Below are 16384 nucleotides of genomic sequence, written 5' to 3' on the forward strand. Positions count from 1 at the left end.
ATTGCAGGAGGGTTTTTATGGTTAATGTTGCTATTCTAGGTTACGGAGTTGTTGGCTCCGGTGTTGCAGAGGTTATTAAGAAAAATAGTGAAAGCATAAGACAGCGTGCTGGAACAGACATAAAAGTAAAATGGATATTGGATATAAGAGATTTTCCGGATAGTCCGGATAAGGATGTGCTTACAAAAAATGCGGATGACGTATTCAATGATAGTGAAGTTAGTATCGTAGTAGAAACCATAGGAGGGGCAAGGATTGCCCATGAATTTACCAAAAGAGCTCTTATGGCCGGAAAAAGTGTTGTAACTTCCAATAAGGAGCTTGTTGCAACCCATGGACCGGAGTTGCTGCAAATGGCAAAGGATAATGGTGTTAGCTATCTGTTTGAAGCCAGTGTCGGAGGTGGTATTCCTATAATACGTCCGTTGAATCAATGTCTGGCAGCAAATGAGATAAACGGTATAACTGGTATACTAAACGGAACTACAAACTATATACTGACCCAAATGAAAAAAGAAGGCAAGAGCTTTGAAACTGCACTAAAGGAAGCACAGCAGAACGGTTATGCGGAGCAGAATCCAACAGCTGATGTTGAGGGACATGATGCTTGTAGGAAAATTGCCATTTTATCATCTATTGCGTATAATGAATTCGTCGATTGTGAAAATATATATACCGAAGGCATAACAAAGATAACTGTTGATGACATGAAATATGCAGATGCAATAGACGGAGTTATAAAATTGATTGCCGTTAGCAAAAAATCAAACGGTAAGATATTTGCACGTGTTTCACCTGCCATTGTGCCTAATGAACATCCCCTTTCTAATGTTGAAGATGTTTTTAATGCAATTGTTGTTAATGGTGATGCTGTAGGAGATGCAATGTTCTATGGAAGAGGGGCAGGAAAATTGCCTACTGCAAGTGCTGTTGTAGCCGATGTTATTGACATAGCAAAACATCCGGGTTTCGGAACAGCGGGTGTGTGGGTGAGAACACAGGAGAACAATATTCTGCCCATCCAAGAAAGCACTACCAAATTTTTGGTTAGGGTAACTGCAAAAAGCATAGCTGATGCAAAGAAGGATATTTTATCAATATTCGGAGAAACTGAATTTGTAGAATTACATTCCAAAGCAAAGGACAATGAGTTTGCATTTATAAGCGGCAAGATAGCAGAAAGCGAATTCACCATAAAGCTTGACAAGCTTGAATCTGCCCCTGACGTTACAGTATTAAACAGAATAAGGATTGAAGAATAAATGAGAATTACCACAAAAAAATTAGTACTTTGTGCATTAATGACAGCGATTGTTTTTTTGATTACCTTTACCCCGTTTTTGCAGATTCCCAGTCCAATGACTCAGGGCTACTATAATATAGGAGATGCGGCCATTATGATTACTGCTATTCTTTTAGGAAGAAGGGTAGGATTCATCGCAGGTGGAATCGGCTCAGCACTGGCCGATATTGTGACAGGGTATTATATATATGCTCCGGCAACCTTGATAATCAAAGGCATTGAAGGATATATAATAGGAGCAATCGGCAGTAGAAAAAATGGTGTTCCGTCCCGCCTGAGACAGGCAATAGCTGTTGCAGCCGGTGGACTGGAAATGGTTCTGGGATATTTTATATATCAGGCGACTGTTATGAGAATGATTAATCCGACTCTGGGTATGGCGAGCATTATTGCAGACCTTCCGGGTAATCTGATTCAGGGAGCCCTTAGTGCAGTCCTTGCATTGATTTTTCTTACTGTATTATTTAGGACAAGAGCGGTTAAAAATTTATTACGTTGAATAAAAGAAAGCCGGAAGATTAATAAAATTCCGGCTTTTATGCTATCCTTTAATTTTTTAATACGTCAGCATCAATTTCGCATAGATCCTTCGTAACCAGTCTGACTGCAAAATCTGTGTTTTTAGCCAAAGTAGTTTTAGGAATACTGATTATCTGTACCCCTTTTCTGCACGGCGTACCGGTAACAATAATATTGTTTTCAAACAAATGAATCGAATCAACAGAGAAGTTCTTTATAAAGAAGCCTGCATTTTTTTTGTTTATGGAAGGACGCTTTTCAAAAAAGCCCAGTTCTCCATACAAGTCGTCAAGCACATCAGTATCTGAAGGTAGTACAAAAATTTCTTTCATATTAAGATATATTTTTCTCGGTAAATAGCACCATTCAAGGTCGTAGTTTTTCTTCCAGTCAGGATGGTAAACCGGGCTTTTGTATTTCAAGTTGTTGTAAAGAAATTTATGGCCTAGAGGCTTGGAACTGTTAAAGGCTTCTTCCAAATCTATGTTTGTATCAAGTACATCGGATGTCTGATAGCCTCCATTTTGCTGAAAATAGATTTCCTGAGAGGAGTCTGAAATGTAGTGTGTCAGTTCCTGACGCAACCGAACATTCTGTTTAGTTAAATCTGAATTATTTTTTGAATATGTTAAGACAGTATCATCATCAATCCCGTAATCCTCAGTTGCCTTTCCACTATTGCTCAAAGCCATATTTTGGTAATCCAATTCATAGCCAGCCGGAGTACAAAGCTGTGCTATTATATTGTTATAATTTTCATAATTATTTATATCCTCTTTTTTAATGGCAACTATCTGAATGCCCTTTTTTAAAGGTTTTCCAAAGAAGACAATCCTATTACCCCGCTTAACTGCATTTTCTAAATCATAATTGTAAATAAGAAAGTTTAGATAGTTTTCGTTATCTATGGATATGTTAGGATAGAACCCCAATTCTCCTTCAATATCTAAAATATTTGCGGAATTTCCGGTGTAAGCAAACAAATTATGTCTTGCATAGATTATTTTGCGAGGGAGATACAGCCACCCACGATAATAAGCTTGTTTCCACGAATTTACATATATTGGCCTTAAATATTCCTCGTCGGAGTAAATTGTAGTATAAGAAAGTGAATCTCCCGAATTCTGTATGTTTGCAGGCTTGACATCCACAGCTCCAGCCAGATTTTTAGAATTACTTGTTTTTCTGAAATCATCCTCATACAGAATTTTATTATCCTCCGGTACAATAGAAGATAAAATTTCCTTCAACCGCTTATTTTCACTTTGAGAACCGGAAAGATTCTGTGGCTTTGTGGGAATATCATTTATTGTAGTTTTTGGAAATTCCAGCATTGAAATTAAGGCAGCAGATAGTATAATAAATATAACAGATATGGCCAGTATTAGAAGTTTTTGTTTATTAGTTATCATAATAAGCCGATTCATATAATCCTCCTTATAAACTTTGGTAAATACGCTTGGCACAATATATAGTTATTCATTTATCTGTGATTATAGAATTGGAACTATGTAGAATACGTAGCTTTTGTAGAACCTTGACTGATTTATAAAAAGCTGTTATTGTATCTTTATAATAAAATAATTTTATGCAGAATATTTTTTGCTTTATAATTGAGGAGTTTTAATTATGAATTCCAAATTAAGGGATGAACATACAGATAGTTTATTTGATGCAATTTTACTTTTAAAGGATAGGGAAGAATGTTATAATTTTTTTGAAGATCTTTGTACGATTGCAGAACTTAAGGCTTTGGCACAAAGGCTTCAGGTAGCAAAAATGTTAAGGGAAAAGAGAACCTATACAGAAATTTGTGAGCAAACCGGGGCCAGTACGGCAACCATAAGCAGGGTCAACAGATGTCTTGTTTATGGTGCTGACGGGTATAATACCGTACTTGATAGATTGCAAGAGAAAGATGGGCAAATGAATGTTTAAGAAGCTTTTTTTAAGTATAATCATATTATCTGCATTAGCCTCTGAAAATGGGGTCTATAATGCTGCCGATTTATTTGACTTATACTTGATAAATTTTACACATCTTGATATGATTCAGGAAAGCAGAAGTGCTGTTTCTGTTTTAGAATTGCAGAAAGAGGCATCTTTACGTAGAAAAGGAACACCCCTTTCATTTTTTAAGGCAATTTCCGCAGATGCTTTAAATAAGGAAATGCCAAATAATAATAGACATGGGGAACTTGCGTTGCTGATGTCTATTTCCATTGCCATTCTAAGTCTTTTAGTATTAGTTTATTTTAATTCAAATATAAATATAGCTTTTTCTTCAAGAAGGCTTCTGTTTAGCCAATCTGATTCCTCACCGCCTGTTTGCTGCTAATTTTATTAATTACCCCACAATTGATGGGTTATTTTCGTGCAGACAGATTAAAAAATTTTCCCGTTGCGGGTCATGGAGGATTATGTTATGGTTAAAAATTTTATAGAAAAAATTATTGGGTCATATAGTGACAGAGAATTAAAAAGGATTTATCCGATTATTGATAAAATCGAGGCATGTGAGCCGGAGATACAGAAATTAACAGATACAGAGCTTAAAGCTAAAACACCTGAATTTAAAGAACGTCTTGCCAATGGTGAGACTTTGGATGATATTTTACCTGAAGCTTTTGCTGTTGTTCGTGAGGCTTCAAAAAGAGTATTGGGTATGAGACACTTCAGAGTTCAGCTCATAGGCGGTCTTGTATTGCATCAGGGAAGAATTTCAGAAATGAAAACAGGTGAAGGTAAGACCCTTGTTGCAACATTGCCTGTATATCTTAATGCCCTATCAGGAAAAGGAGTTCATGTAGTAACCGTAAATGATTACCTTGCAAGACGTGACAGCGAGTGGATGGGAAAAATATATAACTTCCTGGGATTGACTGTAGGTCTTATAGTACATGACATGGAAAATGAGGATAGGCGTGCAGCATATAACTGTGATATAACTTACTGTACAAATAACGAGCTGGGTTTTGATTATCTGAGAGATAACATGGTTATATACAAGGAAGACAGAGTTCAGAGAGACTTGAATTATGCCATAGTGGATGAGGTTGACTCCATCCTCATAGATGAAGCCAGAACACCTCTTATTATTTCAGGTATGGGTGATAAGTCCACCGACTTGTACAAAAGGGCAAATTCCTTTGCCTCAAAATTAAGAGCAAAAGTAATTACTCAAATGGATGACAAGGTTGATGCCGATGAAGTCTTTGACGAAGATTACATTGTTGATGAAAAGGCACATACAACGGTAATTACGGCAAATGGTATCAAAAAGGCGGAGCAGTATTTTGGAATAGAGAACCTGTCCGACCCTGAAAATATGACAATTTCACACCATGTTAATCAGGCATTGAAAGCACATGGTCTTATGAAAAGAGACAAGGACTATGTTGTTAATGACGGAGAGGTCATTATTGTTGATGAATTTACAGGTAGACTTATGTACGGAAGACGTTACAGCGACGGTCTCCATCAGGCAATAGAAGCAAAAGAAGGCGTAAAGGTAGAAAGAGAAAGTAAAACACTTGCAACCATCACATTCCAGAACTACTTCAGAATGTACAGCAAGCTGGCAGGTATGACAGGTACTGCTCAGACAGAAGAAGATGAATTTAACACAATATATAAACTGGATGTAATCATAATTCCGACAAACAGGGAAATGGCAAGAAAAGATCATCCAGATGTTGTTTATAAAAATGAAATCGGTAAATTTAACGCAGTTATAGAAGATGTAGTACAGTGCCATGAACAAGGTCAGCCGGTGCTGATAGGTACAATTTCAATTGAAAAATCCGAATTCCTAAGTACTATGCTTAAAAGAAAGGGTATTCCCCATCAGGTATTGAATGCAAAATACCATGACAAGGAAGCAGAGATTATTGCTCAGGCCGGAAAGCTGGGAGCAGTAACCATTGCAACTAACATGGCAGGTAGAGGTACCGATATAGTTCTTGGCGGTAATGCCGAGTATATGGCAAAACAGGAAATGCGTAAGTTGGGTTATGACGAGGAACTTATAAATGCGTCAACCAGCTATAACGAAACAACTGATGAGCTTATAATTGAGGCAAGAGAGCAGTTCAGAAAACTAAATGATAAATTTAAGGCTGTTATAAATAAAGAGAGAGAAAAGGTTGTTGAAGCAGGCGGATTGCACATTATAGGTACTGAGAGACATGAATCCAGACGTATAGACAATCAGTTGAGAGGACGTGCAGGTCGTCAGGGAGATGCCGGTTCATCAAGATTTTACATTTCACTGGAAGACGATTTAATGAGACTTTTCGGCTCAGAAAGATTAACCAATATAGTTAATGCACTTGGTCTTGAAGATGATCAGCCTATAGAGCATAGAATGTTGTCAAATGCAATTGAAAATGCCCAAAAGAAGGTTGAAGGAAGAAACTTTGATGTACGTAAGAGAGTTCTGCAATATGATGATGTAATGAACAAGCAGAGGGAAATCATATACGCTCAGAGAAAAACAGTTTTAGATGGTGACAACCTGAAAGATTACTTTATAAAAATGTTTGAAAGCGTTATAGACGGTGTTATAGCAAACTACTGTACAGAAAGTGAATATTCCGACACATGGGATTGGCCAAGTATAATAGCTTATCTTGAGAGTGTATTTATTCCACAGGGTGCTTTTGTTCTGACTGATGAAGAAAAGGCTTCCATGGATAAGATAGACCTTAAAGAAAAACTAATGGAAATTGTTAATAAGATATATGAATTCAAGGAGATAGAAAACACTCCTGAATTAATGAGAGAGCTAGAAAGAGTAGTACTTCTCAGAGTTGTTGATGAAAAGTGGATGGATCACATTGATGCAATGGATCAATTGAGATCAGGAATAGGTTTGAGAGCATACGGACAGAGAGATCCTGTTGTTGAATATAAGTTTGAAGGATTCCAGATGTTTGAAGAAATGATTAAGAGTATTCAGGAGGATTCTATCAGACTTCTGGTTAGAGCAAGGATCGACAGAGAACACGCTCCTCAACGTGAAAAGGTTGCAGAACCTGTTGCAGCAAGTCATGGGGACGAACCGAAGAAACCTGTTGTAAACAAGGCGAAGGTTGGTAGAAATGATATGTGCCCATGTGGAAGTGGAAAGAAGTATAAATTCTGCTGCGGTCAAGGTGAATAATAAACACGTATTATATAAATATAAATAAAATAACTCAACTTCTATGTTAGAAGTTGAGTTATTTTATTTTAAGCACTAATAGGGGTTAGGCGTAAAACGTAAATTAAAGGGTTTAGGAAACATTGGTCATCGAAGAGCCATAACTTGTGTAGTATTCCTTGAGATTATCATAAATAATACTGCATCTGCCTGTTTCCTTGGCACGGGAGGCATATCGGCATCCCGTATAAGCGGCTTTATTTACCAAGGCACATATATGACAGGGAATTTCTCCATAGCATTTGCCGGTCAATATACCTTCAAGGGTTTCCAATTTGATAATACTGCTTGACATATTCAGTGAAAGGAAATTCCGATAGTAACTCTTAGGCTCCAATACGTCAAAATTAAGACATGGGTTTTTAAAAAGCCAAGGTACTTGAAAGGCTTCTTCACTATATGTTTTAACCAGCTTTGAATATGAGTCGGGAATAATACAGGGAACAAGAGAACTACTGGCTTCATATTCCTTATGTGAACAAACGTATTTTTTTATGGTCTTGTTGTAGTGCAGATTGCGGCAAAAAACACAGGACCTGAAGGATGAAATCCTATGTCTGTAGTACAGGTTTGAACCAAATAGTAGTTTATAGTTTATCCTGTAAATTAAATCAACGGACAATAGCCCTGCTTTTCTAAGTATGCCAGTAAAAGAATTTATTTTATCTTCTGTATATTCCACTTATTACCACCTCGCAGATACATTGTATCACTAAAATCCGATTAGGTCGCTATATTTCCCGAAACCCGTATGTACCAAGCTATTTGAAGGAATAATCAGACATATTGCGACTGATTAAAACATAAAAATTGTTTTATCTATTGTGGTATAATTATTGTAGTTAGTTTGAATAAAATGTTTTTATATATAGTTTGGAGAGAATAGAATGGGGAATTTTGTACACCTGCATGTACATACTGAATATAGTCTTCTTGACGGAGCAAATAGAATAAAAGACCTTATACAAAGGGTTAAAGAACTGGGCATGGACAGCGTAGCCATTACTGACCATGGAGTAATGTACGGAGTTGTAGAGTTTTATAAAGAAGCTGTAAAAAATGGAATTAAGCCTATACTTGGTTGTGAGGTATATACTGCAAAAAGGAATATGAAGGACAAGCAGCCGGGAATTGACTCTAATTATGGCCATCTTGTTTTACTTGCAAAAAATCAGATAGGGTACAAAAATCTTATGAAAATAGTCTCACTGGGGTTTACCGAAGGGTATTATTACAAGCCCCGAGTAGACTATGAAACCTTGGAGAAATACTCAGAAGGAATTATAGCCCTGAGTGCATGTTTATCAGGGGATATTCCGTCTGCAATACTGAATAACGATTACGAAAAAGCTGTGGAACTATCTAATAATTTAAATCGCATATTTGGACAAGGGAATTTTTACCTTGAGCTTCAGCATAATGGAATAAGCGAGCAAAATCTGGTTAACCAGCAGCTTATTAAGATGTCAGGGGAATTGGGAATACCTTTGGTTGCCACAAATGATGCACACTATCTCACAAAGGAAAATGCCAAATCTCATGAGATTCTATTATGTATTCAAACAGGCAAAACAATTAACGATGATAACAGAATGCGGTTTAACACGGATGAGGTTTATGTAAAATCACCGGAGGAAATGTATGAGAACTTTAAAAATGTTAAGCAGGCTCTTGAAAATACGGTAAAAATTGCCGAAATGTGTAACGTTGAGCTGGAATTCGGAAAGCTGCACTTGCCAAGCTTTGACGTAGAGGATGGTTACACTCCTTATGAATATTTGAGAGAGCAGTGTTATAAAGGACTCAAATCAAGGTATGGCGAGAATTGTTCGGAAGAAATAATTCACAGACTTGAATATGAGCTTTCAGTTATATCGCAGATGGGCTATGTAGACTACTTTCTCATTGTATGGGATTTTATAAGATATGCAAGAGATCAGGGTATAATGGTAGGACCGGGAAGAGGTTCCGCAGCAGGAAGTATAGTATCTTATGCCCTTGGAATAACCAGTATTGACCCTCTCAAGTATAACCTTTTGTTTGAAAGGTTTTTAAATCCTGAGAGAATCAGCATGCCTGATATAGATATTGACTTCTGTTACGAGCGCAGACAGGAAGTAATTGATTATGTAATCGGAAAGTATGGAAAGGACAGGGTTTCTCAAATAATTACCTTTGGAACCATGGCTGCAAGGGCGGTTATAAGAGATGTTGGGAGAGCGTTGGATATTCCTTACGGGGACGTTGATGCTATAGCAAAAATGATACCGTTTCAAATTGGTATGAATATAGATAAGGCATTAGAGCTGAATCAGGAACTGAAAAAAAGGTATGAAACCGACGAGGAGACTCAGTTGCTTATTGACACAGCAAGAACCCTTGAAGGTCTTCCACGTCATGCATCCACACATGCTGCCGGAGTTGTTATTTCAAAGGAACCAATAGTAGAATATGTACCTCTCCAATTAAACGACAATAGTGTGACAACCCAGGTAACGGCAGTACCCCTTGAAGAGTTGGGACTCCTCAAAATGGACTTTCTTGGACTAAGAACCCTTACTGTAATTCGTGATGCAGTAGATTTGGTAGAACAAGGTCATGGCAGGAAAATAGACATTCAGCAAATCGATTATGATGACAAGGAAGTCTATAAAATGATAGGAGAGGGCAGAACAGCTGGTGTATTTCAGCTGGAAAGTGCGGGAATGACTCAGTTTATGAAGGAACTCCAGCCAAACTCACTGGAAGATATCATAGCGGGTATTTCTCTCTATAGACCGGGCCCTATGGATCAGATACCAAGATACATCAGAAATAAAAACAACCCAAAAGAGATAAAGTATCACCATCCGATGCTTGAAAGTATTCTTGATGTTACGTATGGTTGCATGGTTTATCAGGAACAGGTAATGCAGATAGTAAGAGAGCTGGGAGGCTACTCATTGGGCAGGTCTGACCTTGTAAGACGTGCCATGTCCAAAAAGAAGATATCCGTAATGGAACAGGAACGCAAGAACTTCATATACGGAATAACAGATGAGGAAGGTAACGAGATTGTAAAGGGTGCGGTAAAAAACGGTGTAGATGAGATTACAGCCAATAAGATATTTGATGAAATGATGGACTTTGCAAGCTATGCCTTTAACAAGTCCCATGCTGCTGCCTATGCTGTTGTGGCATATCAGACCGCATGGCTTAAATACTATTATCCCGTAGAGTTTATGGCAGCTTCCATTAACAGCTTTTTGGGCAGCAGTGACAAAGTATCCCAATACGTCAATGAGTGTAAAACCCTCAACATTCAGGTACTCCCACCGGATATCAATGAAAGCAACGTAAAATTTACAGTTGTAAATAAAAATATACGTTTCGGTTTGGCGGCAATTAAAAATGTAGGAGAAAATGCAATACAATCTGTTATTACAGAAAGACAACAGAACGGAGAATTTAAATCTTTTCTGGATTTCTGTCAAAGAATAGAGGGGCGTGATATTAACAAAAGGTGTGTTGAAAGCCTTATAAAAAGCGGAGCCTTTGACTCGCTTAAAGTATTTAGATCAAAGCTGATGGCAGTATATGAGAGACTTCTGGATGGAATTTCACAGAACCGTAAAAAGAATATGGACGGTCAGCTATCAATATTTGATATGATGAGTGAACCACAGGAGCTTTTGCAGGAGGATTTTCCGGACATAAAGGAATACCCTGCAAATGTACTTCTTTCAATGGAAAAGGAGATGCTGGGGTTGTACGTCTCAGGCCATCCGATAAGTGAATATCAAGATATATTGGAACGAAATGTAAACCTATACAGCAGTGAAATGTTTGTTGACGATGAAAATTCAAGTGATATGGAGTTAAACAGTAAAAAACTTCAGGACTCCATGAGAGTAACTGTAGGAGGTATAGTAGTATCCAAAAAGACCAAGTCAACAAAAAATAATAATTTAATGGCTTTTGTAGGTCTTGAAGATTTGTTCGGTACTATGGAACTCATAGTTTTTCCTACAGTGTATGAAAAATTTTCTCAGCTTTTACAGCAGGAAAGTATAATAATTGTAAACGGCAGACTTAGTGTAAGAGAGGACGAACAGCCTAAAATAATTGCAGAGGAAGTTCTGCCTATAAAAGGTCTTCAAGAGAAGGGATTGTATTTAACTTTGCCTGAACAGCTTCCAAAGGAGGATGGCGCAGCTTTGAGAGCACTTTTAAAATATTTTTCAGGTGCTACTCCAACTTACGTTGCAAAAAAAAATCAAAATTTTTTCAAAAAACTTGACAGGCAATACTGGATATATGTCAATAATGTAATAATGGAAGAATTAGTAAGCAGGCTAGGCGAAGAAAATGTGGTATTAAAATAACGAAAAAGTAGCCAAATATTGATTTTTTGTACAAAATAATATAATATAAGTGTCGAGGTGGTTATATATGGACAACCTGGAGGATAAGTTATCCGGTGAGTACGTTGCTATTAAGGCTGGGGAAAACGGGGTCACAATTATCGGGTTAACGCGTGGAAGGGATACAAAATTTCATCATACCGAGAAGTTGGATAAGGGCGAAGTTCTTTTGGCGCAATTTACAGAGAATACTTCTGCGATAAAAATAAGAGGCAAGGCCACTGTTTATTGCAGATATGGTACTATTCAAAGCGGTGAATAACAATTTGAAAGGTAGTGTAGATGATAATGTGGACAGTGGTATATATGGCCCAAAGCAAAGATGTTGCTAATCAGCTTCAGGAGCTTTTGTCCAATGAGGGTATTCTTGTGAAACTGAGACCTATAAGTAAAAATCATGAAAACAATGACAATTATTATGAAGTTCTCGTTCCTGAAGCAGAGGTTGAAGAAGCACATAGCGTAATCATTGAAACGGGTTATTAATAAAAATGAATGATAGTAGCTCCGAGCTTTTGCCCGGAGCTACTACTGCTTATCAGGCAAAAATATTACTATTTGTAATATAATTATCATACTTTTTAAGGAGAATGATCGTATGCTATATATAGATGTACCGTTAACAGTCAGGTATGCTGAAACAGACAGGATGGGTATTGTTCACCATTCAAATTATCCCGTATGGTTTGAAGTAGGTAGAACAGAATTTATCAAGGAAAGCGGAATATCTTATTCACGTGTGGAATCTTTGGGTATAATGTTGCCTCTATTGGAGTTGCATTGTAAATATATCAACTCATCTACATATGAGGATAATATAATAGTAAGGACAAGTATCAAAAGTTACTCAAAAGCCCGACTGAATTTTAAATATGAGGTATTTAAATCGGATAATATGGAAAATCCTATTACAACAGGAGAAACTTCTCATGTTTGGACCACCTGTGATTTAAAGCCTATAAACTTGCAAAAACATTATCCCGAACTTTATGAAATAATTGAAAAAGCGGCAAGGGATGACTAAAGTCATGTAAGTTGAAGAAATAAGAAGTTATTGCATTTAAATGACACATTATGATAAACTAGGTGTGCTATTTACTCTAATATTGGTAATCAGGTGGTGTACTGGTGAGAAAATATATTCCAAACGCTTTAACATTATTAAGACTCATAATAGTGCCTTTTCTAGGTTACTTTATTTACTGTGAAAAATATACTACAGCCATTATTCTTTTCGCTTTTGGCGGGTTTACGGATGTACTTGACGGCTATATAGCCAGAAAGTATAATTTAATTACAAAATGGGGCAAGGTTTTTGACCCTTTGGCTGATAAGCTTATGCAGATAACAGCATTAGTCTTTCTTGTACTACATAAATTTATACCTTTAGTTGTTTTGGTTATTGTTGTAATTAAGGAGTCTTTAATGCTAGTAGGCGGTATAATGGTGTATAAAAAAGGAAGAACGGTTATAGGAGCCAACTGGTATGGTAAGTTAGCCACAGTAATATTTTATTTTGCAATACTGGCAACTATTATACTTAAAATTGTAGCAGGCGACAGCGGTTATGCATTAAATGCCATCTATGTTGCAATAGGTTTGGCGGTAGCATGTACGTTGTTTGCACTAACAATGTATATAATTATTTATTTTAGATTCTCCAAGGATTATAATGAGAAAAAAAACAAGTAATTGCATCTGTATGTTAAGGTACACATTTTGTGTACCTTTTTAAATAAAAGTGGTTTGTTTAAGATTCGCAGCAGTGTTTATCAACGGAGGATACAATGTTCGGTTATATAATGCCGGAAAAACCGGAATTGAAAATAAAGGAATTTGACATATACAGGGCATATTATTGCGGTGTGTGTAAATCAATAGGAAAAAGGCACGGACAGATTAAAAGAATGACGCTGACTTATGATGCTGCTTTTCTGGCACTTCTTTTGGGCTCCGTACTTAAAATAAAAACAGGTCTCACCAAGGAAAGGTGCATTGTCCATCCATTAAAAAAATCATTTGTCACGCATAATGAAATTATTGATTATTCTTCCGACATAAATATTATTTTAGCGTATAATAATATGAAAGATAAGTGGAATGATGACAAATCGAAAATAGCACTGGCAGGTATGGCAGCTTTTAAAAGAGCATATGGAAAGTTAGTTGTGGAATATCCGAAAAAGTGTGCTATAATTAACCAAAGACTAAGCGACTTGTCCAAATTAGAAAAGGAAAAATGTAATTCCATAGATGCTGCTTCTGAGCCTTTTGCAAAGCTTATGGAAGAGGTTTTGGACTACGAAAGACTAGATGATAAAACCAGACAAATTTTAAGATGGATGGGTTATAATATCGGGAAATGGATATATTTGGTTGATGCTTTTGACGATATGGAAGATGATCTAAAAAACTCCAGCTATAACCCATTTCTTACTCAGTTCAATTATAAGGGCCAAAATTTAGCGGTTTTTAAGAATGATATTAAGAGTCAGGCGGAGTTTACGGTATTATATTGCTTACAGGAAGCATCCAAGGCGTTTGAATTGCTTAGTTTAAAAGAAAATAAAGGAATATTGGAGAACATATTATATATAGGTATGTTAAGTAAAACGGATAAAATTTTGTGCCAGAGGAGTTGTGGTAAAGGTGAAAAATCCATATGAAGTACTAGGAATAAGTGAGGGAGCATCAGAAGAAGAAATAAAAAAAGCATACAGAGAACAGGTAAAGAAATATCATCCGGATCAATACCATGATAATCCTCTTTCCAAACTCGCTGAAGAAAAACTCAGAGAAGTAAATGAAGCTTATGAGTATCTTACGGGAAAAGGTCAGACCGCCAAAACCAGTAATGGCTGGAGTGGGAGAAGCGGAGCACCAGGGGCTTCAGGTTTTGGAGGTGCAGCGGGCGGAAATGCAGGAGGAGACAACTTCCGACAAGTAAGAATGTATATAAATACAGGTAACATTGCAGCTGCGGAATCACTACTCGAAAGCATTCAAAACAGAAGCGCCGAATGGTTTTATCTTCGCGGACTGGTCTTTATGAAAAAAGGTTGGTACAACGAAGCTATAATGAATATCAAGCAGGCTGTAAACATGGACCCTTCAAACTATGAATACAGGGACGCCCTTAACCGGATAAATGTAAATAATAACATGTACCGGGGTAATGCTGCTAATCGTGGATATGGTGCAGGACCAAGCTTTTGCGATATGTGTACATGCTTATGGTGTTCTGATTCAATGTGTGAGTGCTGTGGGGGAGATTTAATTTCTTGCTGCTAATGCTCCAGATTTAAACTAAATTTATGAGGTAGATATGAATAACGCAACAAGAGCCAAAAAAATTACATTAAGCGGAATTCTTCTTGGGTTTACCGTCATATGTGTGTTTCTTGCATCTGTTTTGCCTACCAGCAGGCTTTCGTTATATGCAGTAAGTTCGCTTTTTACTTCAATAATAATAATCGAATTCGGCTCAAAAGCAGGATGGACTTTTTATGCTGCATCTGCTGTTTTGTCGGCGGTTTTGATTCCAAGACTTGAAGTACTGCCATATATAGTGTTTTTCGGAGTTTACGGACTGCTAAAACTATATTTTGAAAGACGGCAAAGCAGAGTTTTGGAATATATATTAAAGTTGGTTTATTTTAATATATGTCTGCTTCTCGGGTTTGTATTTCTAAAGGAATTTATAATGGCAGGTGTTGAATTAACTGCACCTGTATATATAGTTGCAGCTTTGCTGGAAATAGTTTTTGTAGTGTATGACTATGTGTACACTTTGTTTATAAGGTTTTATTCGTCTACACTAAAACCAAAGCTTAAAATCTAAATCAATGATTTAGTCTTGATTTCCTTTAACTGAGAAATAATTTGTATAAAAGCACTGAGTATATTACAATATTTGTAAAGTATTCAGTGTTTTTTAATGCGTAAAATCAAATGGAGGTTGTTTATGTCGCCGGCTTTTTCGTATTCAATAGCAGTTTTTATAATAATATTTATTGCAGGTTTTGCAGTTAATCTGCTGAGACAGCATTATATATTTCAGTTGCTGGGAATAGCCTTCTTTTTTACGTACATTATAATTAATACTGCGGTTTATATGGAAAGAACCTCTGAAACAACATTTCAAACACTTTTTTTAAGGTCAATGCCATCTCTTTTTGGTATATCTGCCTGTCTTATAACCATGACTCTTGGTTTCTGGCTGTATCCCGTCCTGAGAAAAAAAATCAGACATTGAAATAGATAAAATATAATAAACCTCCTTGGCTAAATATGCTATAATAAGAATATTGTTGTTATTTTTTAGGTAATATTTACATTGTTATAACACTCATGGAGGTTTTAAATATGAATGAAAAAGTCAAGGACATCGCTGTCAGAATAAAGGGACTCAGGCTTCTGGCAGGGTCTACAGAGGAAGAAGTTGCAGAGCAGCTGGGAGTTAAGCTTGCACAATATAAATTATACGAAAATGCTGAAGACGATATTCCTGTCAGCCTTTTATATGAGCTGGCAGAGATTTATAAGGTCAACATTACTGAAATTTTAACAGGAACATCACCAAAGCTTCATGATATATGCCACGTTAAAAAAGGTGAAGGTCTCAAAGTTGAAAGATACGACCAATACAGCTTTGAAAGTCTTGCTTACAAATATTCAAACAGAAAAATAGAACCTATGCTTGTTGTACTTGATCCCGGAAATAGTCCTGAAATGGTTTCTCATAAAGGACAGGAGTTTAATTACTGTCTGGAAGGAAAAATGCAGGTGTTAATAGGGAAAGAGAAATTTGATTTGGAACCAGGGGATTCTTTATATTTTAACTCTTCACTTCCTCACAAACAGATTGCCTTGGACGGTAAGGAAGCCAGATTCCTTACAATAATTTTACTTTAATTTAAAAAAAAATATGGTTTAAATGTATTGGGAGGATATACG

The 16384-nt window shown here is 36.6% G+C and carries 17 protein-coding genes; 15 read left to right on the plus strand and 2 right to left on the minus strand.

Going from position 1 to position 16384, the window contains the following annotated elements:
- The first annotated feature begins 17 nt into the window (after nt 1–17).
- Entirely contained in the window at nt 18–1262 is a 1245-nt protein-coding gene (locus tag CLO1100_RS05975; protein ID WP_014312856.1) for a homoserine dehydrogenase, read from the plus strand.
- Nucleotides 1263–1802 (plus strand): ECF transporter S component, encoded by a 540-nt coding sequence (locus tag CLO1100_RS05980; RefSeq protein ID WP_014312857.1) that lies wholly within the window; start codon nt 1263–1265, stop codon nt 1800–1802. It begins immediately after the preceding gene.
- Between the two features lie 49 nt (nt 1803–1851).
- On the opposite strand, the gene CLO1100_RS05985 is transcribed toward CLO1100_RS05980, so the two are convergent.
- Entirely contained in the window at nt 1852–3249 is a 1398-nt protein-coding gene (locus CLO1100_RS05985) for a hypothetical protein (RefSeq protein WP_014312858.1), read from the minus strand.
- Nucleotides 3250–3451: 202 nt separating this feature from the next.
- On the opposite strand from CLO1100_RS05985, the gene CLO1100_RS05990 reads away from it, so the two are divergent.
- The 3 genes from CLO1100_RS05990 to secA all read left to right on the plus strand — a co-directional run bounded on the left by CLO1100_RS05990 (nt 3452) and on the right by secA (nt 6986).
- A complete protein-coding gene (locus CLO1100_RS05990) occupies nt 3452–3760 on the plus strand; it encodes a YerC/YecD family TrpR-related protein (protein ID WP_014312859.1) in 309 nt (102 codons plus the stop codon).
- Entirely contained in the window at nt 3753–4160 is a 408-nt protein-coding gene (locus tag CLO1100_RS05995; protein ID WP_014312860.1) for a hypothetical protein, read from the plus strand. Before CLO1100_RS05990 ends, CLO1100_RS05995 begins: the two co-directional genes overlap by 8 nt.
- Nucleotides 4161–4247: 87 nt before the next feature.
- Entirely contained in the window at nt 4248–6986 is a 2739-nt protein-coding gene (secA, locus tag CLO1100_RS06000; RefSeq protein WP_014312861.1) for a preprotein translocase subunit SecA, read from the plus strand.
- 112 nt (nt 6987–7098) lie between these two features.
- Here secA and CLO1100_RS06005 read toward each other — a convergent pair whose 3' ends face one another.
- A complete protein-coding gene (locus tag CLO1100_RS06005; protein ID WP_014312862.1) occupies nt 7099–7707 on the minus strand; it encodes a hypothetical protein in 609 nt (202 codons plus the stop codon).
- Between the two features lie 205 nt (nt 7708–7912).
- Here CLO1100_RS06005 and CLO1100_RS06010 point away from each other — a divergent pair, with 205 nt between their 5' ends.
- The 10 genes from CLO1100_RS06010 to CLO1100_RS06055 all read left to right on the plus strand — a co-directional run bounded on the left by CLO1100_RS06010 (nt 7913) and on the right by CLO1100_RS06055 (nt 16342).
- Nucleotides 7913–11389 carry a DNA polymerase III subunit alpha gene (locus tag CLO1100_RS06010; protein WP_014312863.1) on the plus strand — a complete coding sequence of 1159 codons (3477 nt, stop codon included), beginning with the start codon at nt 7913–7915 and terminating at the stop codon, nt 11387–11389.
- 67 nt (nt 11390–11456) lie between these two features.
- Nucleotides 11457–11690 (plus strand): trp RNA-binding attenuation protein MtrB, encoded by a 234-nt coding sequence (mtrB, locus tag CLO1100_RS06015; protein WP_004617461.1) that lies wholly within the window; start codon nt 11457–11459, stop codon nt 11688–11690.
- Between the two features lie 26 nt (nt 11691–11716).
- Nucleotides 11717–11914 (plus strand): LAGLIDADG family homing endonuclease, encoded by a 198-nt coding sequence (locus tag CLO1100_RS06020; RefSeq protein WP_024833688.1) that lies wholly within the window; start codon nt 11717–11719, stop codon nt 11912–11914.
- A gap of 112 nt (nt 11915–12026) precedes the next feature.
- On the plus strand, nt 12027–12452 hold the full coding sequence (locus CLO1100_RS06025) for a thioesterase family protein (protein ID WP_014312864.1): 426 nt from the start codon (nt 12027–12029) through the stop codon (nt 12450–12452).
- 104 nt (nt 12453–12556) lie between these two features.
- Nucleotides 12557–13120, plus strand: coding sequence for a CDP-alcohol phosphatidyltransferase family protein (locus CLO1100_RS06030; protein ID WP_014312865.1), 564 nt, complete (start codon nt 12557–12559; stop codon nt 13118–13120).
- A gap of 95 nt (nt 13121–13215) precedes the next feature.
- Nucleotides 13216–14094 (plus strand): DUF5685 family protein, encoded by an 879-nt coding sequence (locus CLO1100_RS06035; RefSeq protein ID WP_014312866.1) that lies wholly within the window; start codon nt 13216–13218, stop codon nt 14092–14094.
- Nucleotides 14078–14719, plus strand: coding sequence for a DnaJ domain-containing protein (locus CLO1100_RS06040; RefSeq protein ID WP_014312867.1), 642 nt, complete (start codon nt 14078–14080; stop codon nt 14717–14719). Before CLO1100_RS06035 ends, CLO1100_RS06040 begins: the two co-directional genes overlap by 17 nt.
- Nucleotides 14720–14753: 34 nt before the next feature.
- The gene (locus CLO1100_RS06045) at nt 14754–15269 is read left to right on the plus strand and encodes a hypothetical protein (protein WP_014312868.1); all 516 of its coding nucleotides are present in this window, start codon (nt 14754–14756) and stop codon (nt 15267–15269) included.
- Nucleotides 15270–15392: 123 nt separating this feature from the next.
- Complete coding sequence (locus tag CLO1100_RS06050) at nt 15393–15683, plus strand: hypothetical protein (RefSeq protein WP_014312869.1); 291 nt, start codon at nt 15393–15395, stop codon at nt 15681–15683.
- A 110-nt stretch (nt 15684–15793) separates the two neighbouring features.
- Entirely contained in the window at nt 15794–16342 is a 549-nt protein-coding gene (locus CLO1100_RS06055; protein ID WP_014312870.1) for a cupin domain-containing protein, read from the plus strand.
- Nucleotides 16343–16384 lie beyond the last annotated feature (42 nt).

The organism is Clostridium sp. BNL1100 (genome assembly GCF_000244875.1).
Taxonomy (GTDB): Bacteria; Bacillota; Clostridia; order Acetivibrionales; family DSM-1351; genus Ruminiclostridium.

Excerpts from the sequence above, each read along its gene's own strand:
- CLO1100_RS05975 (WP_014312856.1), top strand. The coding sequence starts at position 18 with ATGGTTAATGTTGCTATTCTAGGTTACGGAGTTGTTGGCTCCGGTGTT.
- CLO1100_RS05980 (WP_014312857.1), top strand. The coding sequence starts at position 1,263 with ATGAGAATTACCACAAAAAAATTAGTACTTTGTGCATTAATGACAGCG.
- CLO1100_RS05985 (WP_014312858.1), bottom strand. The coding sequence starts at position 3,249 with ATGAATCGGCTTATTATGATAACTAATAAACAAAAACTTCTAATACTG.
- CLO1100_RS05990 (WP_014312859.1), top strand. The coding sequence starts at position 3,452 with ATGAATTCCAAATTAAGGGATGAACATACAGATAGTTTATTTGATGCA.
- CLO1100_RS05995 (WP_014312860.1), top strand. The coding sequence starts at position 3,753 with ATGTTTAAGAAGCTTTTTTTAAGTATAATCATATTATCTGCATTAGCC.
- secA (WP_014312861.1), top strand. The coding sequence starts at position 4,248 with ATGGTTAAAAATTTTATAGAAAAAATTATTGGGTCATATAGTGACAGA.
- CLO1100_RS06010 (WP_014312863.1), top strand. The coding sequence starts at position 7,913 with ATGGGGAATTTTGTACACCTGCATGTACATACTGAATATAGTCTTCTT.
- mtrB (WP_004617461.1), top strand. The coding sequence starts at position 11,457 with ATGGACAACCTGGAGGATAAGTTATCCGGTGAGTACGTTGCTATTAAG.
- CLO1100_RS06020 (WP_024833688.1), top strand. The coding sequence starts at position 11,717 with ATGTGGACAGTGGTATATATGGCCCAAAGCAAAGATGTTGCTAATCAG.
- CLO1100_RS06025 (WP_014312864.1), top strand. The coding sequence starts at position 12,027 with ATGCTATATATAGATGTACCGTTAACAGTCAGGTATGCTGAAACAGAC.
- CLO1100_RS06035 (WP_014312866.1), top strand. The coding sequence starts at position 13,216 with ATGTTCGGTTATATAATGCCGGAAAAACCGGAATTGAAAATAAAGGAA.
- CLO1100_RS06045 (WP_014312868.1), top strand. The coding sequence starts at position 14,754 with ATGAATAACGCAACAAGAGCCAAAAAAATTACATTAAGCGGAATTCTT.
- CLO1100_RS06050 (WP_014312869.1), top strand. The coding sequence starts at position 15,393 with ATGTCGCCGGCTTTTTCGTATTCAATAGCAGTTTTTATAATAATATTT.
- CLO1100_RS06055 (WP_014312870.1), top strand. The coding sequence starts at position 15,794 with ATGAATGAAAAAGTCAAGGACATCGCTGTCAGAATAAAGGGACTCAGG.